Source organism: Gordonia alkaliphila (assembly GCF_039542465.1).
GTDB classification, from domain to species: domain Bacteria; phylum Actinomycetota; class Actinomycetes; order Mycobacteriales; family Mycobacteriaceae; genus Gordonia; species Gordonia alkaliphila.
Map to the genome: position 1 here is coordinate 90,387 of NZ_BAABIE010000011.1, position 25,152 is coordinate 115,538.

The 25,152-nt window shown below is 69.6% G+C and carries 21 protein-coding genes and 1 tRNA gene; 11 read left to right on the plus strand and 11 right to left on the minus strand.

Annotation, left to right across the window (positions count from 1 at the left end):
• Positions 1-8 precede the first annotated feature (8 nt).
• A complete protein-coding gene (locus ABD989_RS12570) occupies positions 9-611 on the minus strand; it encodes a class I SAM-dependent methyltransferase (protein WP_345313729.1) in 603 nt (200 codons plus the stop codon).
• Between the two features lie 232 nt (positions 612-843).
• Between ABD989_RS12570 and ABD989_RS12575 the strand changes: the two genes are divergently transcribed.
• Positions 844-1,617, plus strand: a complete 774-nt coding sequence (locus ABD989_RS12575) for a L,D-transpeptidase family protein (RefSeq protein ID WP_345313730.1) — start codon at positions 844-846, stop codon at positions 1,615-1,617.
• 74 nt (positions 1,618-1,691) lie between these two features.
• Here ABD989_RS12575 and ABD989_RS12580 read toward each other — a convergent pair whose 3' ends face one another.
• The 3 genes from ABD989_RS12580 to ABD989_RS12590 all read right to left on the minus strand — a co-directional run bounded on the left by ABD989_RS12580 (position 1,692) and on the right by ABD989_RS12590 (position 4,091).
• Entirely contained in the window at positions 1,692-2,312 is a 621-nt protein-coding gene (locus tag ABD989_RS12580; protein ID WP_345313731.1) for a TMEM175 family protein, read from the minus strand.
• A gap of 221 nt (positions 2,313-2,533) precedes the next feature.
• On the minus strand, positions 2,534-3,211 hold the full coding sequence (locus ABD989_RS12585) for a PIG-L deacetylase family protein (RefSeq protein ID WP_345313732.1): 678 nt from the start codon (positions 3,209-3,211) through the stop codon (positions 2,534-2,536).
• Positions 3,198-4,091: a hypothetical protein gene (locus ABD989_RS12590; RefSeq protein WP_345313733.1), complete on the minus strand. Its 894-nt coding sequence runs from the start codon at positions 4,089-4,091 to the stop codon at positions 3,198-3,200. Before ABD989_RS12590 ends, ABD989_RS12585 begins: the two co-directional genes overlap by 14 nt.
• A 156-nt stretch (positions 4,092-4,247) precedes the next feature.
• Here ABD989_RS12590 and fdnG point away from each other — a divergent pair, with 156 nt between their 5' ends.
• The 3 genes from fdnG to nrfD are packed head-to-tail and all read left to right on the plus strand — an operon-like array spanning position 4,248 to position 9,516.
• Positions 4,248-7,418, plus strand: a complete 3,171-nt coding sequence (fdnG, locus tag ABD989_RS12595; RefSeq protein ID WP_345313734.1) for a formate dehydrogenase-N subunit alpha — start codon at positions 4,248-4,250, stop codon at positions 7,416-7,418.
• Positions 7,418-8,422: a 4Fe-4S dicluster domain-containing protein gene (locus ABD989_RS12600; RefSeq protein WP_345313735.1), complete on the plus strand. Its 1,005-nt coding sequence runs from the start codon at positions 7,418-7,420 to the stop codon at positions 8,420-8,422. Before fdnG ends, ABD989_RS12600 begins: the two co-directional genes overlap by 1 nt.
• A complete protein-coding gene (nrfD, locus tag ABD989_RS12605) occupies positions 8,419-9,516 on the plus strand; it encodes an NrfD/PsrC family molybdoenzyme membrane anchor subunit (protein WP_345313736.1) in 1,098 nt (365 codons plus the stop codon). The genes ABD989_RS12600 and nrfD overlap by 4 nt, the downstream gene beginning before the upstream one ends.
• Here the strand turns inward: nrfD and selD are convergent, their stop codons facing one another.
• Positions 9,517-10,500: a selenide, water dikinase SelD gene (gene selD / locus ABD989_RS12610; protein WP_345313737.1), complete on the minus strand. Its 984-nt coding sequence runs from the start codon at positions 10,498-10,500 to the stop codon at positions 9,517-9,519. It abuts the gene before it with no gap.
• A 31-nt stretch (positions 10,501-10,531) separates the two neighbouring features.
• On the opposite strand from selD, the gene ABD989_RS12615 reads away from it, so the two are divergent.
• The 4 genes from ABD989_RS12615 to ABD989_RS12630 all read left to right on the plus strand — a co-directional run bounded on the left by ABD989_RS12615 (position 10,532) and on the right by ABD989_RS12630 (position 14,326).
• Positions 10,532-10,627, plus strand: a tRNA-Sec gene (locus ABD989_RS12615).
• A 23-nt stretch (positions 10,628-10,650) separates the two neighbouring features.
• On the plus strand, positions 10,651-11,967 hold the full coding sequence (gene selA, locus ABD989_RS12620) for an L-seryl-tRNA(Sec) selenium transferase (RefSeq protein WP_345313738.1): 1,317 nt from the start codon (positions 10,651-10,653) through the stop codon (positions 11,965-11,967).
• Positions 11,968-11,969: 2 nt separating this feature from the next.
• Positions 11,970-13,745 (plus strand): selenocysteine-specific translation elongation factor, encoded by a 1,776-nt coding sequence (selB, locus tag ABD989_RS12625; protein WP_345313739.1) that lies wholly within the window; start codon positions 11,970-11,972, stop codon positions 13,743-13,745.
• An 86-nt stretch (positions 13,746-13,831) separates the two neighbouring features.
• Positions 13,832-14,326: a hypothetical protein gene (locus ABD989_RS12630; protein ID WP_345313740.1), complete on the plus strand. Its 495-nt coding sequence runs from the start codon at positions 13,832-13,834 to the stop codon at positions 14,324-14,326.
• 30 nt (positions 14,327-14,356) lie between these two features.
• On the opposite strand, the gene ABD989_RS12635 is transcribed toward ABD989_RS12630, so the two are convergent.
• Both ABD989_RS12635 and ABD989_RS12640 read right to left on the minus strand, forming a co-directional pair.
• A complete protein-coding gene (locus ABD989_RS12635; RefSeq protein ID WP_345313741.1) occupies positions 14,357-14,917 on the minus strand; it encodes a Uma2 family endonuclease in 561 nt (186 codons plus the stop codon).
• A gap of 88 nt (positions 14,918-15,005) precedes the next feature.
• Positions 15,006-16,400: a class II fumarate hydratase gene (locus ABD989_RS12640; RefSeq protein ID WP_345313742.1), complete on the minus strand. Its 1,395-nt coding sequence runs from the start codon at positions 16,398-16,400 to the stop codon at positions 15,006-15,008.
• A gap of 322 nt (positions 16,401-16,722) precedes the next feature.
• Between ABD989_RS12640 and ABD989_RS12645 the strand changes: the two genes are divergently transcribed.
• Both ABD989_RS12645 and ABD989_RS12650 read left to right on the plus strand, forming a co-directional pair.
• Positions 16,723-18,117 carry an HNH endonuclease signature motif containing protein gene (locus ABD989_RS12645; RefSeq protein ID WP_345313743.1) on the plus strand — a complete coding sequence of 465 codons (1,395 nt, stop codon included), beginning with the start codon at positions 16,723-16,725 and terminating at the stop codon, positions 18,115-18,117.
• A gap of 228 nt (positions 18,118-18,345) precedes the next feature.
• Positions 18,346-18,660 (plus strand): hypothetical protein, encoded by a 315-nt coding sequence (locus tag ABD989_RS12650; RefSeq protein WP_345313744.1) that lies wholly within the window; start codon positions 18,346-18,348, stop codon positions 18,658-18,660.
• A gap of 68 nt (positions 18,661-18,728) precedes the next feature.
• On the opposite strand, the gene ABD989_RS12655 is transcribed toward ABD989_RS12650, so the two are convergent.
• Positions 18,729-20,513, minus strand: coding sequence for an AAA family ATPase (locus ABD989_RS12655; protein ID WP_345313745.1), 1,785 nt, complete (start codon positions 20,511-20,513; stop codon positions 18,729-18,731).
• A gap of 168 nt (positions 20,514-20,681) precedes the next feature.
• Positions 20,682-22,382, minus strand: coding sequence for a fumarate hydratase (locus tag ABD989_RS12660; RefSeq protein WP_345313746.1), 1,701 nt, complete (start codon positions 22,380-22,382; stop codon positions 20,682-20,684).
• A gap of 100 nt (positions 22,383-22,482) precedes the next feature.
• On the opposite strand from ABD989_RS12660, the gene ABD989_RS12665 reads away from it, so the two are divergent.
• On the plus strand, positions 22,483-23,145 hold the full coding sequence (locus ABD989_RS12665) for a trimeric intracellular cation channel family protein (RefSeq protein WP_308221351.1): 663 nt from the start codon (positions 22,483-22,485) through the stop codon (positions 23,143-23,145).
• Positions 23,146-23,174: 29 nt separating this feature from the next.
• On the opposite strand, the gene ABD989_RS12670 is transcribed toward ABD989_RS12665, so the two are convergent.
• Positions 23,175-23,807 carry a response regulator gene (locus tag ABD989_RS12670; RefSeq protein ID WP_246994613.1) on the minus strand — a complete coding sequence of 211 codons (633 nt, stop codon included), beginning with the start codon at positions 23,805-23,807 and terminating at the stop codon, positions 23,175-23,177.
• Complete coding sequence (locus ABD989_RS12675; protein WP_345313747.1) at positions 23,804-24,991, minus strand: sensor histidine kinase; 1,188 nt, start codon at positions 24,989-24,991, stop codon at positions 23,804-23,806. The genes ABD989_RS12670 and ABD989_RS12675 overlap by 4 nt, the downstream gene beginning before the upstream one ends.
• Between the last annotated feature and the right edge of the window lie 161 nt (positions 24,992-25,152).

Genomic DNA, 25,152 nt, shown 5'->3' on the forward strand with positions numbered 1-25,152 from the left:
CGGAGAGCTCAGGCGCGGCGCAGGATCGAGACGGCCCAGTCCGACTCGGGCGTCCAGGGGCGGATGTCCCAGGACGCCAGCCGCAGGTCCACGCGCAGGCCGGCTTCGGCGACGGCGTCGTCGAAGTCGGCCAGCGTCAGATGCCGGTTCGTGTGAAAGCCGACGACGAGCGGCGCGTCGTCGTTCAGGTGCGCGGCCAAACGTCGCAGGACCTGCGCCTCGGTGTCCGGGGCGACGAAGACCAGCACGTTGCCGGCGCAGACGATGGCGTCGAATTTCTCGTCGATGCCGCGGGCGGGGAGGTCGAGTTCGGCGAGGTCGCCGACCAGCCACTTCGGCCCGGGGTGATCGGTCTCGGCGGCGGCGATCAGGGTCGGGTCCACGTCGACGCCGACCACCCGGTGGCCGGCGGCGTGCAGGGCGGAGCCGACGCGGCCCGGGCCGCAGCCCGCGTCGAGGATGCGTGCGCCGCGCGGGACCATCGCATCGAGGAAGCGGGCTTCGCCGTCGAGGTCGTCGCCGTCGGCCGCCATCGCGCGGAAGCGTTCGATGTACCACTCGCTGTGACCGGGGTCGGTGTCGGTGATCCAGCGGGGAGGAGTTGTCGCCATGACGCCCAGGGTAGTCGGCAACAGCCCGGTTGCGGTCGGGTGACGATGGTCTCTGAGGGTGGCACTCGCCGCGATCCGCTGTCACACTGGTGTGGTGCTGAAGTTACTGATGAGTCGAATGTGGCAATTGGGACTAGTGGTGTTGGCGGCAATCGTCGCGATCGCCGCAGTTCCTGGAACCGCGTCTGCCGAGCCGGCCACCCCGGCGCCGTCGACGCCTGACGTCCAGACGATGATCGAGAACCTCCTGCGCGGCTTCCTGCCGGGCGGCGACACCCCGGGCACCCCGCTTCCGGGCAACCCGGTGGGCGACACCGGCCAGATGATCGTGGTGTCGATGCCGTCGACCGCCGCCACCCAGGGCACGCTGACCGCGTTCGAGAAGGACGCGAACGGCCAGTGGAAGCCGGTCATCGGCCCGACCGCGGCGTGGGTCGGCAGCGAGGGCATCGGCAAGTCGCAGGACAACGTCCACCGCACGCCGGAGGGCACCTTCGCGATCGGTCAGGCCTTCGGTCGCCAGGACAATCCGGGCACCAAGCTCTCGTACACGAAGGTCGACAACCAGGACTGGTGGGACGGCAACATGAAGTCGCCGACCTACAACCAGATGGTGCGCCAGCCCAGCACGCCGGGCGAGGGCAGCGAGAACCTGTACGACATGGGTCCGGCGTACGACTACGCGGTGGAGGTCAAGCACAACCCCACCAACACCCCGGGTAACGCGTCGGCGATCTTCCTGCACGTCGGCAACGAGCCCACGTGGGGTTGCGTCGCCATCGGCCGCGAGCAGATGGTCGAGATCTTGAAGTGGCTCGACCCGGCCAAGAACCCGAAGATCAGCATCGGTGTGAACACCAAGAGCCCGGCCGATGTGAAGGACGCACCGTCTCTCGTCGACCCCCAGGGTCAGCCGCTCGGCGATGACGCGCTGAGCCAGATCCTCGGTCAGTTCACCAGCGTGATCCCGGAATTGCTTCAGTCGGTGACCGGCTCGTCCAAGTAGTCACTGATCTCCCCGCCCGGGGCCGTGTGCAGATCACTGCGCACGGCCCCGTGTGCATCTCCGGCCCGGTGCGATCAGCGTCGGAAGCGATTGATCAGCGCGTCGATCGGCGACGAGAGCAGCAGGAGAAGCAACGGCCAGGCGTCGGCCTTGGGGACGACGATCGCCACGATCAGGGCGACGGCGACGGTGATCAGGGTGCCGAACATCGGGGGCTGCGCGGCCCAGGCCCGGGTGTCGGCGTCGTCGTCGAGCAGTGCGGGATGCAGGATGCCCCACCGGGCTATGACATGCAGGCTGGTGATCGATACCCCGAGCACCGCGATGTAGAAGACGTTCGCCCAGTCCATGCCCGTGTTGTCGAGCAGCGCCGTCGCGAACGGCAGCACGATGATCGTCGCGAGCCAGACCAGGTGCAGCTTCGCCAGGACGTCGTCGTAGGCGACGAAGTGCTCCATGATGCGGTGGTGGTTGCGCCAGAGCACCCAGATCACCGCGAAGCTGATCGCGAAGCTCAGCATGACGGGGTAGTTCTCGGCGACGAACGCCGTGAAGCCGGCGTCCTCGGCGCCTTCGTTCGCCAGATCCGTCAGCGGTAGGACCAGCAGGGTCAGGGCGATCGCGACGACGGCGTCGGCGAAGGTGATGAGCCGCGCGAAGCCCTCGCGCGTCCGGCGCACTCCGATCTCGGCCATAACCGATCTACCTGCGGGCGGGAAAGTGGGTGATCGTCATAGCGCGACGGTACTCGGCAAACCGGTCGCTGCCACAGAGAATGCCACCTTGGTCATAGTGACCAAGGTGGCCTCTCCTGTGCCGGTGAACTCTGCGGTAGCGGTGAGATCGCGGCTACTGCGGGCGCAGCAGGATGAAGCCTCCCCCTGCTGCGCCCGCGGCCGCGGTGAGCTTCCGTGGGCTAGTGCGGGCGCAGCAGAATGAAGCCTGACGTGTGCTCGGCGGGGAAACCCTCCTTGGGCGCGGTGCTCCACTCCACCTGTGCGCGGGCCTGGTCGATCACCGGGGTCTCCGGGTCCAGCACCTCTAGGTAGACCTTGTGCTCGGCGAGCGAGGCGACGGCCTTCTCGATGTAACCGTCGACGTCGACGGCGTGGGTGATCTCCGGGCCGTTGGAGAACAGCCAGGCCGGGGGATCGGCGAGCTCGTCGAAGACCTGCACCACGGCGGCGGCGAACTCGATGTGGTCGCGCTGGTTGGGTCGGTCCGGTGCGAACGCGGGGCCGCCGTACAGGGTCAGGATCAGGTCCGGGTCGACGCGGGCGATCACCTCGGCGATCTTGGCGCGCAGCTCGGGGGTGTTGAACACTTCGCTGTCACCGAAGCCCCAGAACTCGACGTCGTCGACGCCGACGATCGCCGCGGAACGACGCTGCTCGTCCTCGCGCAGCGGGCCGGCCTCGGCGGCGGGCATGCCCTCGATGCCGACCTCGCCGCTGGTGGCCAGCGCGTAGGTCACCTTCTTGCCCTCTTCGGTCCACTTGGCGACGGCCGCCGCCATGCCGTATTCGGGGTCGTCCGGGTGCGCGACGAGAACGAGAGCGTTGGACCAGTCGGTGGGAAAGTCAGCGATCGTCATACGGCCGACCGTACCCGGAGAACGCGGGCCCTCGCTGTCGATAGGCCACCAGGTCGCGGTACTCGCCGCTCACGTGTCGGGGCGTCAGGAGAGCGGGGCGCAGGCCGCAGGCGGCGCAATGCTGGGCGGCGATCTGGTCGCCGCGCCACCAGAAGACTCGGTAGCCGAGCGCGGTGAGTCGGGCGTCGATGTCGGCGAGTTCGGCGTACCGCCGTTCGTGTTCGACATCGCCAAGGTAGCGGTCGTCATCGTCGTCGGCCGTGCAGAATCCGGCCACCAGATAGTCGGGCCAGACGAACGACGGCCTCGCGACCACCGCGCCGTCGCGGTCGACGATGTCCACGCCCACTTCGGGCGTGGGGAAGCCGAGTCGCTGCAGCGCCAGGCGGCTGCGCGACTCGTCGTCGGTGCGGGCCCGCGGGTCGACCCGATCGAGCAGCGCACTGACCGCGCGCTGGTCCCGCGCGGTCAGGAGCCTGAGCTCGGTGTCCAGGTCGGCGCGGGCGATCGCGCCGTCGCGCAGCAACCGGTCGCCGAGCACAATGCCGGTGTCGTCGCGCGGTAGAGCTCGGCACAGGTCGATGAACGTGCGTGCCACCGAGGTGACGGGAACGCCGTCGACCACGACGGCGTCGTCCGCCGGATCGAGGTCGAGGATCCGCAGCTGTGTGCGGGCGGCTTCGAGGAGCTGACGGTGCTCGTCGGCGCGGGCGATGGCGGGCGGACCGAAGTAGTCGTGCCCGAACTCGGCGAGGTGCCCGGCACGGGCGGCGGCCCGCACCTGGACCATCGTCCACCCGGCCTTCTTCAGTTCGGAGCGATGGACGGCGTGGTCGAGGTGGACGAGAGCTTCGGGAATCGTCACGGAGGTGGTGGTCATGGGTCCACCGTCGTGCCGGGCGGCCCGTCGGCCAACGGCTCGATCAGCGGGCCTGTGGACAGCCTCGCAGTGGCGGCTTCCTGTGCAGTCGCACCTTGCGTTTCGGTGTCGGCGCGGATGGGGACACTCCGCGTTCCGGCGGGCTAGGCTGAAGCCATGGATAGGCCTGGGATCAATCCATTGAACTGGCCGGTGCTGCGGCAGCTGCGGACCGGTGACCGACTCGGCCGCGGACCCGCGGTGGAGTCGGCGAAGACCAAGAACCTCGTCGCCCGCACCGTGACCGCCGATCGTGCGGTCCAGAGCGTGTGCCCGTTCTGCGCGGTGGGCTGCGGCCAGAAGGTGTTCGTCAAGGACGAGCGCGTGATCGGCATCGAGGGCGATCCGGACTCGCCGATCTCCCGCGGGCGGCTCTGTCCGAAGGGCGCCTCCAGCGAGCAACTCGTCAACAATCCGTTGCGGCAGACCAAGGTTCGCTATCGGGCGCCGTACGCGACCGACTGGCAGGACCTCGACCGCGACACCGCGATCGACATGATCGCCGACCGCTTCCTGCAGGCGCGCCGCGACCACTGGCAGGACACCGACGGGCACGGCCGGCCGCTGCGCCGCACGCTCGGCGTCGCCTCGCTCGGCGGTGCCACCCTCGATAACGAAGAGAACTACCTGATCAAGAAGCTCTTCACCGCCGCCGGCGCCATCCAGGTGGAGAACCAGGCGCGCATTTGACACTCCGCCACGGTTCCCGGTCTGGGAACCTCGTTCGGCCGCGGCGGAGCTACGCAGTTCCTCCAGGACATGGCCAATGCGGACTGCATTGTGCTCATGGGCGGCAACATGGCCGAAGCGCACCCGGTCGGTTTCCAATGGGTGAGTGAGGCCAAGGCGCGCGGCGCGCGTGTCATCCACGTCGATCCACGGTTCACGCGGACCTCGGCGGTGGTCGATAAGCACATCTCCATGCGCGCCGGTTCGGACATCGTTCTGCTCGGCGGGCTCATCAACCATGTCCTCACCGAGGGCAAGCACTTCGGAGAATTCGTGGCCGCGTACACCAACGCCGCGGAACTGGTCAGCGAGGAGTTCGCGGACACCGAAGACCTGGACGGTCTGTTCTCCGGGTTCGACGAGTCGACCGGCACCTACGACCTGTCCACCTGGGCGATGACCGGGGAGCGCGACGAGACGCTGACGCATCCGCGGTCGGTCTTCCAGGTCCTCAAGCGGCACTACGCGCGCTACACCCCCGAGATGGTGTCGCAGATGTGCGGCGTGAGCGCGGAGGACTTCGCGTACCTGGCGAACTCGCTGACCGAGAACTCCGGCCGCGAGCGGACCGGTTGCTTCGCCTACGCCACCGGCTGGACCCAGCACTCCATGGGCGCGCAGGTGATTCGCACGGCGACGATCCTGCAGTTGCTGCTCGGCAACGTCGGACGTCCCGGCAGCGGCATCATGGCGCTGCGCGGACACGCCAGCATTCAGGGCTCCACCGACATCCCGACGCTGTTCAACCTGCTGCCCGGCTACCTGCCGATGCCGTCGGCCGACAAGCACCCGACGCTCGACGATTACCTCGCCGAGGTGAAGCCGGCGTCCGGAAAGGGCTACTGGGAGTACGCCGACGCGTACATGGTGAGCCTGCTCAAGGCGTGGTGGGGCGACGCCGCCACCGCCGAGAACGACTGGGCCTACGACTATCTGCCGCATCTGAACGGTCCGCTCGGGACCTACCAGACCACGGTGCACATGCTGGAGGGCAACGTCGACGGCTACTTCGTCGTCGGCCAGAACCCGGCGGTCGGCTCGGCCAACTCCGGTCAGCAGCGCATGGCGATGTCGAAGCTGAAATGGCTGGTGGTGCGCGATCTCAACATGATCGAGAGCGCCACCTGGTGGAAGGAGGGCCCGGAGATCTCCTCCGGCGAACTCAAGACCGAAGAGATCGCCACCGAGGTCTTCTACCTGCCTGCGGCCACGCACGTGGAGAAGGCGGGCTCGTTCACCCAGACCCAGCGGATGGTGCAGTGGCGCCATCAGGCGGTCCGTCCGCCGGGCGATGCGCAGAGCGAGTTGGACTTCTATTACCAACTGGGACAACGGATTCGGGAACGCCTGGCCGACTCCGACGATCCGCGCGATCGTCCGCTGCTCGACCTGACGTGGGACTACCCGGTGGACGAACACGGCGACGTGGACGGCACCGCGGTGCTCGCCGAGATCAACGGCAGGCACGTCTCCGGCGACGACGAGGGCAAGATCGTCGACACGTACACCGAGTTGAAGGCCGACGGATCCACCATCTCCGGCTGCTGGATCTACGCGGGCATCTACGCCGGCGGGGTCAACAAGTCGGCCCGGCGCGAGCCGCAGGGCGGTGGCGGAACCACCCAGTCACAGTGGGGCTGGGTGTGGCCGGCCGACCGTCGCATCCTCTACAACCGCGCCTCGGCCGATCCCGAGGGGCGCCCGTGGAGCGAGCGGAAGAAGTACGTGTGGTGGGACGCTGACGCCCAGCGCTGGACCGGCGAGGACGTCCCGGACTTCCCGGTGGACCGGGCCCCGGGCACGGTGCCCGAGCCGGGTGCGCGCGGCGCCGATGCGATCGGCGGCAACGACGCGTTCATCATGCAGGACGACGGCAAGGGCTGGCTGTTCGCGCCGCACGGACTGGTCGACGGTCCGCTGCCCACGCACTACGAGGCGCAGGAATCGCCGGTGGCGAATGCGCTCTACCCGCAGCAGCAGTCGCCGGCGCGACTGATGTTGCCGCGCAACGACAATCTCGATGCGCCGAGCGCCGGCGAGCCGGGCGTGGACGTGTACCCGTACGTGTTCACCACCTACCGGCTCACCGAGCACCACACGGCGGGCGGCATGAGTCGCTGGTCGCCGTACCTGGCGGAGCTGCAGCCGGAGATGTTCTGCGAGGTGTCGCCCGAGCTGGCCGCCGAATGCGGGCTTGAACACGAGGGCTGGGCGACGATCATCTCCCCGCGCGCCGCGATCGAGGCCCGCGTGTTGGTCACCGACCGGCTCAAGCCGCTGCAGATCAACGACCGCACCGTGCACCAGGTGGGCCTGCCGTATCACTGGGGTGTCGGCTCGGACGCGATCGTCACCGGCGACGCCGTCAACGATCTGATCGGTGTGACGATGGATCCGAACGCGCTGATCCAGGAGTCCAAGGTCGGTTCGTGCGCGGTGATCGCGGGCCGTCGACCCACCGGTTCGGGCACCGCCGACCTGGTGAGCGCGTACCAGCAGCGGGCGCAGCTCACCACCGACACCGACAACGTGCGGCTCACGCCGCGAGAGGGACAGTGATGGGGCAGCTCAGCGGACCCGCCGATCCGAGTGCCGACGCGCACTGGCCGATCCACGAGCCGCGTCGCGGATTCTTCACCGACACGTCCATCTGCATCGGCTGCAAGGCGTGCGAGGTGGCGTGCAAGGAGTGGAACCACAATCCGCGCGACGGCGATCTGGAGTTCACCGGGATGTCGTACGACAACTCGGTGTCCCTCGGCGCCAGCACGTGGCGGCACGTGGCCTTCATCGAGCAGGACCAGGAGCGGATCGAGCAGGCTCGCGCCTCCGGTGCCGCGCTGGTCGGGCTGGGCATGCCGTCGATCCGCGGGGCCGAACCGGCCGCCGAACCGATCGACACCACGCCGCCGGACACCCCGGAGTTCCGCTGGCTGATGTCCTCGGACGTGTGCAAGCACTGCACCCACGCCGGCTGCCTGGACGTGTGCCCGACCGGCGCGATGATGCGCACCGAGTTCGGCACCGTCGTGGTGCAGGCCGACGTCTGCAACGGCTGCGGCACCTGCGTCGCGGGCTGCCCGTTCGGGGTGGTGGAACGACGCAGCGACGGCACCGTGGCGCCGACGACGGGTGTCGGTGACCGCAAGGGTGAGCAGCCGGAGGTCCCGAACAAGGGCATCGCCCAGAAGTGCACCCTCTGCTACGACCGACTCCGCGACGACCAGACGCCCGCCTGCGCGCAGACCTGCCCCACCACGTCGATCTCGTTCGGCGAACGGGACGACATGGTGGCCAAGGCCCATGAGCGCGTGGCGCAGCTGCACGCGGAAGGGCTGACCGAAGCGCGGCTGTACGGCGCGAACCCGAACGACGGCGTCGGCGGCACCGGTTCGGTGTTCCTGCTGCTCGACGAACCCGAGGTGTACGGGCTGCCGCCGGACCCGCGGGTCCCGACGGCGGATCTGCCGGAGATGTACAAGCGCGCGGGTCTGGCGGTGGCCACGATGGCGGCCGCGGTAGCGGTGTCCTTCGTGGGCGCGTGGAAGGATCGTCGACGGTGACCAGTTCCGAATACGACCAGTTCCGGCCGCAGCGTCCGCCGCGGAAAGGCAAGGGACGCAAGGGGGCCGGCAGGCGCCGTGGCGGGGACGACCTGATGGTTCCCCAGGCCGAGGTGGAACAGCTGGATGCGCGCGGCTACTACGGGCACCCGGTGGTCAAGGCGCCGCCGTGGGAATGGCCGGTCGGCGCGTACCTGTTCCTCGGCGGCGTGGCAGGCGGGTCCGGCTTGCTGGCGGCCGGCGCCCAGCTCAGCGGCCGAAAGACGTTGCGGCGCAACGCGCGGCTGGCAGGTCTGGGCTCGGCGGGGCTGGGAGCGGTGGCGCTGCTGGCCGATCTCGGTCGTCCCGAGCGCTTCCTGCACATGCTGCGCACCTTCAAGGTGACCTCCCCGATGAGCGTCGGCTCGTGGATCCTGGTGAGCTACAGCGGCACCATCGGGCTGGCCGCGGTCAACGAGGTGGACCGCATGCTGGGCGACCGCCTGCCGCTCGGACCGCTGCGCCGCGTGCTGCGCGCCGTCGAGGCGCCCGCCGGGCTGGGTGCCGGACTTCTCGGCGCACCCCTGGCCGCGTACACCGCGGTGCTGCTCAGCGATACCGCGATGCCGACATGGAACGCCGCGCACCGGGATCTGCCGTTCGTCTTCGTCAGCTCGGCGAGCCTGGCGGCAGGCGGTCTGGCGCTGGTCACCACCGGCGCCGAGCAGGCCACACCGGCCCGCAACCTGGCGGTGCTGGGCGTGGTCGGTGAAGTGATCGCCACGCGCACCATGCATCGTCGCATGGATCCGGTGGCCGCCGAACCGCTGCACACCGGCACTCCCGGCACGTTGATGCAGTGGTCCGAGGGTCTCGCGATCGCGGGCGGCGTGGGCGCGCTGGCGGCGGGTGCTCGGCCCGGACGCGCGCGCCGCGTGCTGGCCGCGCTGTCCGGCGTCGCACTGATGGCGGCGTCGGCCTGCACCCGGTTCGGGGTGTTCCAGGCGGGCCTGAACTCGGCCGCCGATCCGCGCTACACCATCGAGCCGCAGAAGCGGCGGCTCGCGCAGCGTCGTGCCGCCGGCATCACCGGCGACTCGATCACCGGGGCCTGATCAGCCGACGCGGATACCCGGTTCGGCCGTCGTGTGGCCGATCACCGGGTAGCCGGGCACTTCGCCCACCACGAGCAGTCCGCCGGAGGTCTGCGCGTCGGCGAGCAGCAGGAGCTCGTCCTCGTCGATCCCCGGTCCGGACTGCAGGTGCGGGCGCACCCAGTCGAGGTTGCGACGGGTGCCGCCGGAGACGAAACCGTCGCGCAGGGCTTCCCGGGCGCCGTCGAGCGCCGGGACCGCGGCGGCGTCGAGCACCGCGCCGACGCCCGACGCCCGGCACATCTTGTAGAGGTGGCCGAGCAGTCCGAAACCGGTGACGTCGGTGGCTGCTCGCGCACCCGCGTCCAGCGCGCCCTGTGCGGCGTCGCGGTTGAGCGCGGTCATCGAGGCGATCGCGTTCTCGAAGCGTTCACCGGTGGCCTTGTGCCGGTTGTTGAGCAGACCCACGCCGATCGGCTTAGTCAGCGTCAGCGGGAGTCCGGCGACGGCGGCGTCGTTGCGCAGCAGTCGATCCGGATCGGCGATGCCGGTCACCGCCATGCCGTACTTGGGTTCGGGGTCGTCGATCGTGTGGCCGCCGAGCACCGGGCAGTTCGCCTGCGCGCCGATGTCCATCCCGCCGCGCAGGACCTCGGTCATCAGCTCCATGGGCAGCACGCCGCGCGGCCAGCCCACCAGGTTGATCGCCACCACCGGGCGGCCGCCCATGGCGTAGATGTCCGAGAGCGCGTTGGCCGCGGCGATGGCGCCCCAGGCGTAGGCGTCGTCGACCACCGGGGTGAAGAAGTCGGCGGTGGAGAGAACCGCGAGTCCGTCGGCGATGCGCACCGCGGCGGCATCGTCGCCGTGGTCCAGACCCACCAGCACGTCGTCGGAGGTGGGGCCGATCAGGCCGCGCACGGCGTCCTCCAGCTCACCCGCGGGAATTTTGCAGGCGCAACCGCCACCGTGTGCGTAATCGGTCAGGCGCTTGGGAAGTGTCACGGTGCCGATGATAGGCGCTATCTTGGTGTGCGGAGGCGTATGGATTCCTGGTGGGTCCCCCGGTCTTCAAAACCGGTGAGGTCGAGTATCTCGGTCTGGCGGGTTCGATTCCCGTCCGTCTCCGCCAACTTTCTCCGGGAGGAACGACGAGTGGATCACGTTGCGTCACAACCAGATTCGCGTCGCGCGATTCCGCGTACCGACGTTCTTCTCGCGCTTGAGGTGGTCGCCGAGGCGCGAATGCGCCTGGCCGAACACGTGATCGTCGGCGTGATCCGGGCAGTGCAGGTCCGGGCCCGATCGGGTGCACTGGCACCGGATCGGGTGGCCGAGGAGGTGACCGCCGAGTTGGCGGCGCGACCGGCCTCGGCGCAGACACCCGTGCTCAACGCGACCGGCGTGGTGGTGCACACCAACCTCGGCCGTGCGCCCCTGAGTGACGCGGCGGTAGCGGCGCTGCAGCAGGCGGCCGGTTACGTCGACGTGGAGATGGACCTCGCCGCCGGTGTGCGGAGCAAGCGCGGCGTCGGTGCGCGGGCGGCGTTGCTGGCCGCGTGCCCGGCCGCCGAGGACGCGCTGGCGGTGAACAACGGCGCGGCCGCACTGGTGTTGGCGACCACGGCGCTGGCCGCGGGGCGCGAGGTGATCATCTCGCGCGGGGAACTGATCGAGATCGGTGCGGGTTTTCGGCTGCCCGACCTGATCGCATCCACCGGCGCGCGTCTGCGTGAGGTGGGCACCACCAACCGCACCCACCTGGCCGATTACGCCGACGCTATCGGCCCGGACACCGGATGCCTGCTGAAGGTGCACCCCAGCAACTTCCGGGTCGAGGGCTTCACCTCCGGGGTCGACGTCCGCGATCTGTCGGCGGTGGCCGCCGAACGCGGTGTTCCGCTGGTGGTGGACCTGGGCAGCGGCCTGCTGAGCCCGGACCCGCTGCTGCCCGACGAGCCCGACGCGGCCACCACGCTCGCCGCTGGCGCCGACCTGGTGACCGCGAGCGGCGACAAGCTCCTGGGTGGGCCGCAAGCCGGTCTGCTGCTGGGGCGCGCCGACCTGGTGTCCCGGCTCGGACGGCATCCGCTGGCCCGCGCGGTGCGCATGGACAAGCTGGCGTTGGCCGCCTTGGAGGCCACCCTGTCCGGGCCCGCCGCACCGGTGGTGGAGTATCTGCACGCCGATCCCGCACGGCTGCGTGAGCGGGCCGAGGCGCTGGCCGCGGCGGTGGGCGGCGAGGTGATCGAGCACGACGGTCGGGTCGGCGGTGGGGGAGCGCCCGGGGTTCCGTTGCACGGCTTCGCCGTTCGGCTGCCGGAAGCGGTCGCGCGACCGCTGCGGCTGGGGACGCCGTCGGTGGTGCCCCGACTGCACGAGGGGGCGGCCCTGCTGGACCTCCGGTGTGTACCGGAGAGCGCCGACGAGGTGCTGACCGACGCCGTTCGCGCTGCGCTGGGCGAGATCTGAGCATGTTCGTCGTCGCCACCGCCGGGCACGTAGACCACGGCAAGTCCACGCTGGCCAAGGCGTTGACCGGGATGGAACCGGACCGCTGGGCCGCCGAGCGGGAACGCGGACTCACCATCGACCTCGGTTTCGTGTGGACCACGCTGCCCTCGGGACGGCAGGTCGGCTTCGTCGACGTACCGGGCCACGAACGCTTCCTCGGCAACATGCTCGCCGGGCTCGGCCCGGCACCGGTGGTGCTGTTCGTCGTCGCCGCCGACGAAGGGTGGATGGCGCAATCATCCGATCACCGGGATGCGTTGTCCGCGTTGGGCATCTCGGCGGGGCTCATCGTGGTGACCCGCACCGACCGGGCCACGCCCGACCGCGTCGCGGACGTGATCGAGCAGGCGCGCACCGAACTCGCCGACACCGGTCTGGCGCAGGCCCCCGCCGTGACCGTGTCCGCGGTGACCGGCGACGGGCTGGACCGTTTGCGCGCCGCACTGGACGAGGTGCTCGGCGACCTGCCCGCACCGGTCACCGACGGCCGAGTGCGGCTCTGGGTGGACCGCTCCTTCACCATCGCCGGTGCCGGGACCGTGGTCACCGGGACCCTGGCGGCGGGCTCGCTGAGGCTGGATCAGCCGCTGGAGGTGGCCGGGCGACACGGCCGCCGGAGCACCGTGGTGCGCGGACTGCAGAGCCACGGCCGCGACGAGCAACGCGCTCTACCGGTCAGTCGGGTCGCGGTGAATCTGCGCGGCCTCGGGGCCGACGAGGTGCACCGCGGGGACACGCTGCTGACCCCCGGTGCGTGGCCGCAGACCTCGGTGATCGACGTGCACAGCGCCGCGGCCGACGTGCCCGAGTGGCTCACCGTGCATGTGGGCACCGCGGCGATTCCGGCCCGCGCGCGGCCGCTCGACGCCGACCATCTCCGCCTGACGCTGGCCTGGGAAGTACCGCTGCAGCACGACGACGCGCTGGTGCTCCGGGACCCGGGCGCCGGTCGTATCGTCGGCGGCGCCACCGTGCTCGACGTCGATCCGCCGCCGCCGCACCGTCGTGGCGATGCCGCGCGCCGAGGCGACGCGCTGGCCGCACGGGACGCGGACGGTCGGGTGCTGGACGAGGTGACCCGGCGCGGTGCGGTGCTCGTCGAGCAGTTGGCCGCAGCCGGGCTGCCGGTGGACGCGCCGCCGCCCGGGGTGAGCGCAGTGGGCCACTGGTGGGTGGCGATGCAGCAGTTGCACGACTGGCAGGTGCGCCTGCGCGGCGCGGTGCTCGCCGCGCACGAGCGCGACCCGTTGGCTCCGGGGCTGTCGTTCGGTGCCGCCCGCGACGCGATCGCTCTGCCGGATGCGGGCCTGCTGTCTGCCGTGGTCTCCGGCGCCGGTGTGCAGTCCGACGGCGGGTGGCTGTTCCTGCCGGAACTGCGGCACGACCTGGGGCCGGCGGAAGCGGGAATCGCGGAACTGGAGCGACGGCTCGCCGCCACGCCCTTCGCCGCGCCGGAAGCCGACGATCTGGCGGACCTGCGTCTAGGCGCCCGGGAATTGGCGGCCGGTGAGCGCGCCGGCCGGCTGGTGCGTCTGGCCGACGGATTGGTGGTAGCGCCGAAGTCGCCAGCCTTGGCGATGCGCGAGCTCGCCCGCCTGCCGCAGCCGTTCACCACGTCCCAGGCGCGGCAGGCGCTGGGGACCTCGCGACGGGTGGCGATCCCGTTGCTGGAGTACCTGGACGCGCGGGGCTGGACCCGCCGCGTCGACGGCTCCCACCGCGAAGTGGTCCGTTGACGGCCGAGGGATAGAATTCCGCCCGGAGCGGTCGGACCCGACGATCGGCCCCGAGTGCGGCTGGCCCGCAGGGAGGACGTACCCACATGACCCCGCCGAACACGACCCCGCAGGCAGCCGCCGCCGGTTCCCTCGACCGCGGGCTGGTGCCGCGGCTGGGTGCCACGGTGATCCTGGCCGTGATCGGGATCCTGGCCTTCACGGCGCCGTGGGTTCGCGTGGCGGAGGACGACAAGACCCTGGCCACCACGACGTTGAGCGGGCAGTGGGAGACCGACCGGTTCTACTCCATCGACGGCAGTCCGCTGTGGGCGGTGGGCTTCGCGGTGCTGTTGACGGCGATCGCGATCATCGTGTGGCTGCGGCCCACGGCGCACGCCGCGGCGTCGGCGGCGTCGCTCGGAGGTTTCGCCGCGCTGGCCCTGCTGCTGTTCACCTGGCTCGGCCGCGGGATCTGGCTCGACGCGGGCGACCTCCCGGAGGGGATGTCCCTGCAGATGGAGTGGGGCTACGACCTGTCGCTGGCACTCTCGGTGATCCTCATCGCGCTGTCGGCCTACCTGATGCCGTCGAAGGACTGATCACCGCCGAACCACGGAGGTGATCAGGGTTTACGCGGTGAGCCCGCTCGGCGTGAGACGGACGGGGAACGGCGCAGCCACAGTGAATTCGTCGTCGCCGACGGCCTGGGCGACTGCCACGTAGCCTTCCCCGACCAGGGACCAAGCAGTGATCGACGGTTTGTCCGGGTCGACGATCCAGTAGTGCGGACAGCCGACCCGAGCGAGCCGATCCTTCTTCAGCAGCAGATCGATACCGCGAGTCGACGGCGAGAGTACCTCTACCGCCAGCAGAGGCGCGCCGGGAAGACTGTGGTCGGTGAACTGATCGATGGGAGCGACGAGGACGTCGGGTTGGAGCACCGTGTCTTCGGTGAGGACGACGTCGAACGGTGCCACCAGAACTTCGAGATGCTCGGGCACCCGTCTGCCGAGCAGTGCCGAGAGTCGGGTCACGGCTCGCTGGTGTGCAAGCTCAGGTGCCGGGCTCACCACCAGGGTCCCGTCGATGAGCTCATACCGGTGACCGTCGTCGGGCAGTCGTGCCAGATCCGAGCGGGTCAGAGCGCGTCCCCGCGGCAGACCCAGAATCTGTGTGGTCATAGCTGTCATGGTGCGTAGGCTCCCTCCGCACGTCCCCAGCTCAGCAGGGCGGGGATGCGCGCGCCAGCACCCGGCCACGAGAGCTGTGGAATTCGGTCTACCGCTCGCGGTCGAGGTTGGTCATGGCCAGCACATCGAGTCTGCGATCGAGTTCGGCCTCGCTCAGGTCCTCGCCGAGCAGCCCGCGGTCGATCACGGTCTGGCGGATGGTCGCGCCGTCGGCCAAGGCCTGCTTGGCGACGGCCGCCGCCTCCTCGTAGCCGATGGCGCTGTTGAGCGGGGTGACGATCGACGGGCTCGACTCGGCCAGCGTGCGCAGGCGTTCCTCATTCGCTTCCAGGCCCCGGATACAGCGGTCGGCGAACAGTCGGGAGACGTTGGCCAACAGGCTGATCGACTCGAGCACGTTGCGCGCCATCATCGGGATGTAGACGTTCAGCTCGAAGGCGCCGTTGCCGCCGCCCCAAGTCACCGCGGCGTCGTTGCCGATCACCTGCGCGGCGACCTGCGTGACGGCTTCGGGCAGCACGGGATTGACCTTGCCGGGCATGATCGAGCTGCCGGGCTGCAGATCGGGCAGGTGGATCTCGCCGAGGCCGGTGAGCGGCCCCGAACCCATCCATCGGATGTCGTTGGCGATCTTGGTGAGCGAGACGGCGACGGTCTTGAGCTGGCCGGACAGTTCGACGAGGCCGTCGCGCGCGGCCTGTGCCTCGAAGCTGTCGGTGGCAAGCGCCAGTTCGTTCACCTCGGTGAGTCGACGCAGCTCAGCGACCACCTTGGTGCCGAAACCGGCCGGGGCGTTGAGGCCGGTGCCGACGGCGGTGCCGCCGATCGGGAGTTCGCCGACGCGGGGGAGGGTCGCGCTGACCCGCTCGACGCCGGCATGGATCTGGCGGGCGTAACCGCCGAACTCCTGCCCCAGGGTCACCGGCACGGCATCCATCAGGTGGGTGCGGCCGCTCTTGACCACCTCGCGCCACTGCACCGACTTCTCGGCGAGGGCTTCGCGCAGGTGCTCCAGCGCCGGGATCAGCTGGTTCACCACGGCCTCGGTCGCGGCCACATGGGTCGCGGTGGGGAAGGTGTCGTTGGAGCTCTGCGACATGTTCACGTCGTCATTGGGGTGCACGTCGACACCGGCGGCCGCGGCGAGCGACGCGATGACCTCGTTGGCGTTCATGTTGGAACTGGTGCCCGATCCGGTCTGGAACACATCGATCGGGAACTGGTCGTCGTGCTCGCCGCGCGCGATCGCCAGCGCGGCGTCGACGATGGCGGCGGCCTTGGTTTCGTCGAGGAGGCCGAGGTCGGCGTTGACCCGGGCGCAGGCGGCCTTGAGGAGACCCATGGCGCGGACCTGGGTGCGTTCGAGGGGGCGGAACGAAATCGGGAAGTTCTCCACGGCCCGCTGCGTCTGCGCGCGCCAGAGAGCGTCGACGGGCACCTTGACCTCGCCCATGGTGTCGTGCTCGATGCGGTAGTCGGTCATGGTCGCCCCTTCGTCGGAGAAATTAGGTTCACCTAACACTACCGATTTCTGCGAACTCGGGGCGGAGCAGCGATCGGCCCGCATCGCCGGATCGTCTTGATTCTGCAGGTGGAGGGGGTTGTCGGTCCGGCTCTCAACAAGTTTCCTCGCACTCTTGTTCAAGGTCGATGTGAGGTATAACATAGAGCTAAGCGGGTGGGGGTCGACAGTCCCGAACTCGCGGAGCAGGACTCGCGGAACATGAGTGGCCAAGTGGCTGATCGTCGCTGGCTCGACCGGTTCCAACCGCTACTGGCTTCTCGCAACCTGAGGAGTGAGCGTCATGGACGCGGCAGCCCTCACGGCCTTCGCCGATTCGATCAGCGATGACCTCACTATCCCAGTCGGTGCCGACATCGATGCGCCGGCGAATCTCGGACAGTTCTTGGCCCGGGCGCGGGCGGTGGATGACGACCGGGAAGTCCTGGCCGTGACCGCGGCGGTTCTGCGGTTGCGCAATGTGGCCGACTACTCCGTGGCCGCGACGTGCGCGGCGATCGAACGCGTGGGCCTGCCCGCCCGGAAGCACGTGCGGTCGGGTGCGGCGATTCTTGCCGAGCTCGGGGCGGCTCCGGCGGTGGCCTATCGTGCCGGCAGGCTCGGGCAGGCGATCGCCGACGAGAACCTGGTGTCGGTGACCCGTGGGTTGCGCGATGGTGCGGTGTCGGCGGAGCACGGTGATGCGGTGGTGAGCGGTCTCGGGCATGTGGCGGGTCGGGTGGAGTTGTCCGACGAGGATCGCCGGAAGATTGTGCATTCGTTGCTGGTGCAGACTTCGCCGGCGCGGGTGAGGGAGAAGGCTCGGGCGTGGGCGATCAAGCTGGCGCCGGAGGCTCCGGTGGACGGGGAGGTTCCGGTCGCCGAGCGTGACGATCTCAACGAGATGACCCTGAACCGGACCGACGACGGCCGGGTGGCGGTGACGATCGACTTCGACATCGTGGCCGCCGAGGAACTCAGTGGGGCGTTGGATCCACTCACTCGGCCGGTACCGGAGCCCGACGGTTCGCAGGATCGGCGGTCGGCCAAGCGGCGGCGAGCGGATGCGATGGCTCAGGTGATTCGCACGTATCTGTCTCATTCCGAGCGTCCCGAGTCCGGCGGAGTACTGCCGCACGTGACGTTGTCTGTGCCGGCGGCGGTGGTGATGAACGGGCAGGTGCTCGATTCCGTTGCGGGACAGGCGATCTCAATCCCGGTCGCCGTGGCCGAGGACGACACCGCCGTACCGTGGCTCGGGTTCGGTGGACCGATCTCGGCGCGGACGGCGGAGTTGATCATGTGCGAAGCGTCGGTGGCGTTGGCGCTGCTGGACGAGCACGGTGTGCCGTTGAACGTCGGTCGAGAGAAGCGGCTGTTCCCGCCGAGTATCCGTAAGGCCCTGGTCCTACGGGACCGTGGTTGCGCGTTTCCCGGTTGCGGTGTTCCGCCGTCGTGGTGCGACGGGCACCACGTGGAGCATTGGGAGCACGGTGGAGTGACGAGTCTGGACAACGGTGTCCTGCTCTGCCGTCGGCACCACACCGTGGTTCATCACGGTGGGTGGGAAGTGTTCATCGGTCGGGATCGGCAGCCGTGGTTCATTCCGCCGGCCGATCCCGACCATCCGAAGCGTCGTCGTGAACCGATCCGGTCGAATGCGCGACGAACCTTGACCTTGTCAGCCAGCGCCGCGTGAGGCGCGTGAAACCAGTGCCGGGAGCGGTTCCCGACGCGATGTGTTATTTGAAAATTTCATAGTGCGGCTGCCGTCGGGCGGGCCTGGTGCTCAGGGGTGAGATGAGGTAACGTCGCCGGTCCGTTGTTGTCCGACCTTATGGAGCCGACCGTGCGTTGACCTTCTGAACACCCCTGATGAAGACACCTCTCGCAGGGAGAGGTGTATCCGAAATCAGGAGGACGTCAGATGGCAAGCAACAACCGGATCGCATTCGCGCTCGCCCAGCTCGAGGGCCGTTTGCACCGAGGCGCGCGGGGTCACCGCTGCGCGTGCGGGCAGTGCACGCATTGGATCGTGCAGGCCGCGCGCAGCGCGGGAGTGCAGCGCGAGCAGCTCGAGGCCGAACTCGGGCCGGTCAACACTCCCGACCAGCGACCGCGGCGTCGTCGTCCGGCCGGCCAGACCGCCCGGATCTGCGAGAACGCTTCGGTGCGTCCCCGTGGTCACCGCGGGCAGTCGCCCGGCATGGTCGCCTTCCTGGACCGCTTCCACCAGCGGTGACCGGCGCCCCCCGGCCCCGGCCCCCGTCGGTGGGGCCGGGGCGAGGGGCAACGGGGCCGGTGGCGGCGTCAGCGGAGCGGGTTCGGCACCACGGCGAGATGATCGCCGTCGACCACCACCCGGACCCGCCGGACGTCCGCCGTGTTCAGCAGGCGAAACAGCTCGACGTCCATGACGCGTTGCAGTCGGCGGGCACCGAATTCCGGGTCCACCGATACCGCGGCGAGGTGGGCGGCGACGTCATCGGCGTAGGTGATGTGCCAGCCGTGGTCGGCCAGCCGGGTCGCGGTGCGGGACAGCTCCAGTTCGGCGATCTCGCGCAGGTGCGCCAGCGCCAGGGCGGTGAAGTCGACGGTCGCGGTGAGCCGGTTGCGGAACTCGGGCGGGAACTTCTCCTCGGGTGCGGCGAGGTTGGTGGTCATGATGAGGACGGTGTCGGCGAATGCGGCGGTCTGGCCCCACCCGTCGCTGAGCCGTCCCTCGTCGAAGACCTGCAGAAACAGCGGCCACAGGTCGGGGTGGGCCTTCTCGAACTCGTCGAGCAGAATCACGCTGCGCGGTCGGTGGATCACCCGGGTGGTCAGCAGTCCCTCCGCGGTGCTGTTCCTCCACGTTCGGTGCGCGCCGATCAGCTTCATGCGCGCGTCGTCGAGGTTGCCGTACTCGGACATGTCCAGGCGGATCAGCGCCTCCTCGCCGCCGTAGACCGTGCGCGCCACCTGCTTGGCGAGTTCGGTCTTGCCGACCCCGGACGGGCCGGTGAACAGGAACACCCCGTGCGGGCGCTCCGGACGCGGCTTCAGGTGGGCTAACGCCGGGGCCAGGTGTGCGGCGACGGTGGCCACGGCGCGCGGTTGGCCGCGTACCTGCGTGCTCAAGGCCAGCCACAGATCCGCCGCCGAGGTGAGGCCGGCGGCGGGCAGCGCGAGGTGAGGTGCGCGCAGCGTCTCGGCCTGGCCGGCGCGGGCGCGGCCGATCGCGGCGTCGATGCGATCGATCGCCAAGCCGGGGTGCCGGCGGCGCGTGCCGGGGTCGGCCGGACCCAGTGCTGCCGACACCACGTCGGGATCCACCGGGAGCTCGGCCCGCTCGGCGGCGACCTCCTCGACGATGGCGCGCACCGCGGTCCGCGGCAGCGCGCCGAGCGTGACCACCCGAGCGACCGCGGCGAACTCGGGGTTCAGCTCGTTCAGGCGATGCAGGGCGGCCTCGTCGACGATCAGCAGGAACTGGATCCGGGAATGACGGTGCGCGAACATCACCTGGGTGAGCAGCGGCGACGAGACCTGGTGGGGTCCGGGCTCGGCCGCCTTGTCGAAGTCGTCGAGCACCAGCACGTCGGAGGCCGCCAGGCCCTCGTCGATCAGGTCGCCCACCGCGCTGACGAGGTCGGTGCTCGGGTCGATCGCGGGATCGTCGCAGGTGCGCCGCAGGTGGAGAGGATTGGCCGCCCCGCGCAGGGCGGCCGCCACGTCGCCGACGATCGCCGAGCGTCCGGAACCGGGCGCACCCGCGGCCACCACGATCTGCGGTGTGGGGCGCAGCAGCTGTGCCGCGATCTCGGTGCTTTCGCTGGGGCGGAGCACGATCGCCGACGGCGCCGCCCGTCGCTCCGGGGGAGCCGCGGGGGCATCGTCGAGCGCCAGTCCGAGTTCGTCGGACAGCAAGCGAGCGGCCGCCGTCAGCTCGACGTCGTCGCCTGCCTGCGGCCCGAATGCCTGTGGCCCGGATACGTGTGGCCCGAATCCCGCCGGACGCAGGAATCCGGTACGGAAGATCTCCGCGTCGAAGGGGTCCGCAGCGAAGAAGTTCGCGTCGAGGAACTCTGATCCGAAGGTGTCCGAGATGCTCATGGACCCGACGGTAAGGAGGGGTCCGGACTCCCGTCAACGACCCGAAAGCGCAGGTCAGAGGGTCTAAACTCGGGCATTGAATAGGCGGTTCCCGGGAGGCCTAGATCAAATGCTTTTAGAGTTTAGCACCCGATGTCAAGTGACGGAGATCACATTTTCCGGACGGTTCTAGCGCTCCTTGGAGCGAACGCGGATGCCGGAGATCGGGACGTTCACGGCGCCCGACGGGTCGGTGAAGAAGTCGTTGCCCTTGTCGTCGACGACGATGAACGCGGGGAAGTTCTCCACCTCGATCTTCCAGATCGCCTCCATGCCGAGCTCGGGGTACTCGATCACTTCCTGGCTCTTGATGCAGTCCAGTGCCAGCCGGGCCGCCGGTCCGCCGATGGAGCCGAGGTAGAAGCCGCCGTGGCTGTCGCAGGCCTGCGTGACCTGCTTGGACCGGTTGCCCTTGGCGAGCATCACCATGGAGCCGCCCGCCGCCTGGAACTGCTCGACGTAGCTGTCCATACGGCCGGCAGTGGTGGGGCCGAAGGAACCGGAGGCCATGCCCTCGGGCGTCTTGGCCGGACCCGCGTAGTACACCGGGTGGTTCTTCAGGTAGTCCGGCATCGGCTCACCGGCGTCGAGGCGTTCGGCGATCTTCGCGTGCGCGATGTCGCGGGCCACCACCAGCGGGCCGGTCAGCGACAGCCGCGTCTTGACCGGGTGCTTGCTGAGCTCGGCGAGGATCTCGTCCATCGGCAGATTGAGGTCGATCTCGACCACGGCGCCGCCGTCGATGTCCTCGGCCACCCCGGCGTCGGGCATGTACTGGGCCGGGTCGGTCTCGAGCTGCTCGAGGAACACACCGTCGGCGGTGATCTTGCCCAGCGCCTGGCGGTCGGCCGAACAGGAGACCGCGATGGCCACCGGGCACGACGCGCCGTGCCGCGGCAGACGCACCACGCGGACGTCGTGGCAGAAGTACTTGCCGCCGAACTGCGCACCGATCCCGAACGACTGGGTGAGCTTGAAGACTTCCTCCTCCAGCTCGGTGTCGCGGAAGCCGTGCGCGGACATCGAGCCCTCGGTGGGCAGGTTGTCCAGGTAGTGCGCCGAGGCGTACTTGGCGGTCTTGAGAGCGAACTCGGCGGAGGTGCCGCCGATGACCACGGCCAGGTGGTACGGCGGGCAGGCCGCGGTACCGAGCGAGCGGATCTTCTCGTCCAGGAAGGCGAGCATCTTCTTGGGGCTCAGGATGGCCTTGGTCTCCTGGAACAGGAACGACTTGTTGGCGCTGCCGCCGCCCTTGGCCATGAACAGGAACTTGTACTCCGGACCCTTCGGGCCCTGCTCGGTCGCGTAGATCTCGATCTGCGCGGGCAGATTGGTGCCGGTGTTCTTCTCTTCGTACGTGGTCAGCGGCGCGAGCTGCGAGTACCGCAGGTTCAGCTTGGTGTACGCGTCGTAGACGCCGCGCGAGATGGTCTCGGCGTCGTCGGTGCCGGTCAGCACACCTTCGCTCTTCTTGCCCATCACGATCGCGGTGCCGGTGTCCTGGCACATCGGCAGCACGCCGCCGGCGGAGATGTTGACGTTCTTGAGCAGGTCGAGCGCGACGAAGCGGTCGTTGCCCGAGGCCTCCGGATCGTCGATGATCTTGCGAAGCTGCTTCAGGTGCGCGGGGCGCAGGTAGTGGCTGATGTCGTGCATCGCCTCGGTGGTGAGTTTCTGAATCGCCTCCGGCTCCACCTGGAGGAAGGTGCGTCCCCCGGCTTCGAACGTCGAGACGCCTTCGGTGGTGATCAGACGGTACGGGGTGTCGTCTTGATCGGCCGGCAGCAGATCCGAGTAGAGGAATTCGGGGGCGGGGGCTGAGTCACTCACAGCTTCCGATGGTACTTCGGACGTGCCCTGACCAGGGAATTAGTGCATCCTAAGTCGATGTGGCCGCATCGTCGCCGGGGCCGCGTACGGTTGGACAATTGTGAACCGTCTCGACGATGCCGTGATGCTGCTGCACCATTCCGGCGAACTCATCGGCACCATCGCTTTCGCCGCCTCCGGCGCCCTGATGGCCGTGCGCCGCAACCTCGACGTGGTGGGCATTCTGCTGCTCGCCGTGGCGACGGCGCTGGGCGGCGGCATCCTGCGCGACGTCACCATTGGCAACACCCCGCCGAACGCGTTCACCGACATGCGCTACCTGATCGCCGCCGTGGTGACCGGAATGGTGATCTTCTCCTGGCGCGTGCCGGCGCGCCTGACGAGGTGGCCGTTGGAGATCACCGACGCGGTGGGCCTGGGCATGTTCGCGGTGGTCGGCACGGTGGTGGCGTACCAGTGGGGCCTGTCGGCGCCGGGCGCCGCGCTACTCGGTCTGATGACGGCGGTCGGCGGCGGCGTGATCCGCGACATGCTCTCCGGGCAGGTGCCGAGCGTGTTGCGTCCCGGCGAGCACCTGTACGCCATCCCGGCTCTCGCGTGCGCCGCCGTGGTGGCGATCCTGTTGCGCTACACCGACTATCAGGCCTGGATGGGGTTGGCGTGTGCGGTTATCGCGATCAGCGTGCGGTTGGCGTCGCTCAAGTTCGGATGGCACGGGCCGCGGCCCTGGTACGCCGACGACCTGCCCGACGAAGCGGCTTAGACGACGAGTCGCCGAGAACGTCGTCCCGCTCAGGAGATGAGGCCGCGTTCGCGCGCGACGGCGACCACCTTGGTGCGGCTGTTGACGTCGAGCTTGCCGAAGATGTGCACCAGGTGCGACTTCACCGTTGCCTCGGAGATGAACAGGCGCTTGGCGATCTCCTTGTTGGCACCGCCCACCGCCAACTGTTCGACGATCTCCAACTCGCGCGCGGTGAGGGCCTGCTCCGGCGCGGACATGCGGTCGAGCAGGCGTGCGGCGATCGCCGGACCCAGGACGGTCTCGCCGGCGGCGGCGCTGCGGATCCCGGCCACCAGCGTCTCCGGTGCGGTGTCCTTGAGGAGGTAGCCCGTCGCCCCGGCGTCCACGGCCCGCAGAATGTCGGCGTCGGAGGCGTACGTGGTCAGCATCAGCACCCGCGGCGGATTCTCCAGCGCCCGGATCTCGGCGGTGGCGACGACGCCGTCGCGCCCGCCGGCCACCGTGCCTTGCAGGCGCAGATCCATCAGCACCACGTCCAGGTCGCCGGCGGCGGCCAGGGCGATGGCCTCGTCGGCGTCGGCGGCTTCGGCGACGACCTCCAGATCGGGGACCGGTTCGAGGACGGCGCGGAGGCCGGCCCGCACCACGGGATGGTCGTCGACCAGCATGATCCGGATCATCGCGCGCCTTCGGTGGGGGTGGGCAGCGGCAGACAGACGCCGATCGTGGTGCCGTCGCCGAGGTCGGTTTCGATGGTAGCGGTCCCGCCGGCCCGCTCGACCCGGGCGAGGAGCGCGGCGAGGCCGAAACCGGTGCCGTGCCCGCCGGTGTGCGACGGATCGAAACCGCGGCCGTCGTCGACGACGTCCAGGTGCACTTCGTCGTCGAGCACCGTCAGCGTGACCACGGCGCGCTTCGCGTGCGCGTGGCGGACCGCATTCGCGAGCGACTCCTGGGCGGTGCGCAGCAGGGTGGCGCGCACCTCGTGGTCGAGTCCGGCGGCGTCGCCGTGCACGTGGAGTTCGGTGGGCAGGCCGAGACGACGGGCCTGTTCGACGGCGGCGCTGAGCCCTTCGAGCAGTTCGTCCGGGGCCACCGTGGGGGTGTCGAGGCTGCGCAGGAAGCCGCGCGTCTGGGCCAGCGCGCTGGTCGCCATGTCGAGTGCGGTGAGCGCTTGGGCGCGCTGCTGCGGCGGGGGAGAGGAGCGGTCGGTGGCCGACTGCAGCAGCATGACGATGCCGGCCAGCGCCTGACCGACGCCGTCGTGGATCTCGCCGCCCATGCGTTCGCGTTCGGCGGCCAGCATTGTCTCGCGTTCGGTTTGGGCCAGGCGCAGCTGCGTGCTGGCCAACTCCTGCAGCAGCGCGTCGCGGGCCGCGGAGGCGTCGATCACCCGGCGCACCGCCTCGGTGACCGCCACGGCGGTGGCGATGCCGATGACCGGGCCGACCACGGCGCCCGCGCCCTCCGGCTCGGTGGCCAGCGAGGCGGCAACGGCCACCGCGGCGATCACCAGCTCCGCCGGAATGGCGAGAGCGCGCGGCAAGAAGTGCCAGGCGAGCATGGCGAGCACGAAGGCCAACCAGATGAAGTCGGGGGCGAAGACGGTCAGCACCGCCCAACCGGCCAGCAACACGAGTGTCCACATCACCGCGATCTGCTTGTGCCGCACCGTGATCGCCATGACGCCGAACAGATACCAGCCAGCGAGGGCGGTGGCGCCGGGAACGGCCGCGAGATTGTTGCTCGCGGTGTCCTGGACCGCGCGCAGCAGGCCGACCGCCATCAGGACGGCGAACAGGAGGTGGCCGCCCCATTGGATGTACCGGTCGACGGTCAGCTGGCGGCGGTCGGTTGTGGGCACGTCACCAGTATCGGGCCCGGGCGCGGTGCGCGCCTCCAACTTTCGATGGAGGCACAACCGGTCTTCTGCGCGATTCCTCGAGACGCGGAAGCTAGCAGGCTGGACTCGAGAGATTTTCAGGCACGGGATCTGGGAGGTGCAGATGTACATCGGATGGCGAG

Excerpts from the sequence above, each read along its gene's own strand:
- ABD989_RS12650 (WP_345313744.1), top strand. The coding sequence starts at position 18,346 with ATGGCAAGCAACAACCGGATCGCATTCGCGCTCGCCCAGCTCGAGGGC.
- ABD989_RS12655 (WP_345313745.1), bottom strand. The coding sequence starts at position 20,513 with ATGAGCATCTCGGACACCTTCGGATCAGAGTTCCTCGACGCGAACTTC.
- ABD989_RS12635 (WP_345313741.1), bottom strand. The coding sequence starts at position 14,917 with ATGACAGCTATGACCACACAGATTCTGGGTCTGCCGCGGGGACGCGCT.
- ABD989_RS12570 (WP_345313729.1), bottom strand. The coding sequence starts at position 611 with ATGGCGACAACTCCTCCCCGCTGGATCACCGACACCGACCCCGGTCAC.
- ABD989_RS12630 (WP_345313740.1), top strand. The coding sequence starts at position 13,832 with ATGACCCCGCCGAACACGACCCCGCAGGCAGCCGCCGCCGGTTCCCTC.
- selB (WP_345313739.1), top strand. The coding sequence starts at position 11,970 with ATGTTCGTCGTCGCCACCGCCGGGCACGTAGACCACGGCAAGTCCACG.
- ABD989_RS12645 (WP_345313743.1), top strand. The coding sequence starts at position 16,723 with ATGGACGCGGCAGCCCTCACGGCCTTCGCCGATTCGATCAGCGATGAC.
- ABD989_RS12580 (WP_345313731.1), bottom strand. The coding sequence starts at position 2,312 with ATGGCCGAGATCGGAGTGCGCCGGACGCGCGAGGGCTTCGCGCGGCTC.
- ABD989_RS12585 (WP_345313732.1), bottom strand. The coding sequence starts at position 3,211 with ATGACGATCGCTGACTTTCCCACCGACTGGTCCAACGCTCTCGTTCTC.
- ABD989_RS12590 (WP_345313733.1), bottom strand. The coding sequence starts at position 4,091 with ATGACCACCACCTCCGTGACGATTCCCGAAGCTCTCGTCCACCTCGAC.
- ABD989_RS12640 (WP_345313742.1), bottom strand. The coding sequence starts at position 16,400 with ATGACCGACTACCGCATCGAGCACGACACCATGGGCGAGGTCAAGGTG.
- ABD989_RS12670 (WP_246994613.1), bottom strand. The coding sequence starts at position 23,807 with ATGATCCGGATCATGCTGGTCGACGACCATCCCGTGGTGCGGGCCGGC.
- ABD989_RS12600 (WP_345313735.1), top strand. The coding sequence starts at position 7,418 with ATGGGGCAGCTCAGCGGACCCGCCGATCCGAGTGCCGACGCGCACTGG.
- ABD989_RS12575 (WP_345313730.1), top strand. The coding sequence starts at position 844 with ATGATCGAGAACCTCCTGCGCGGCTTCCTGCCGGGCGGCGACACCCCG.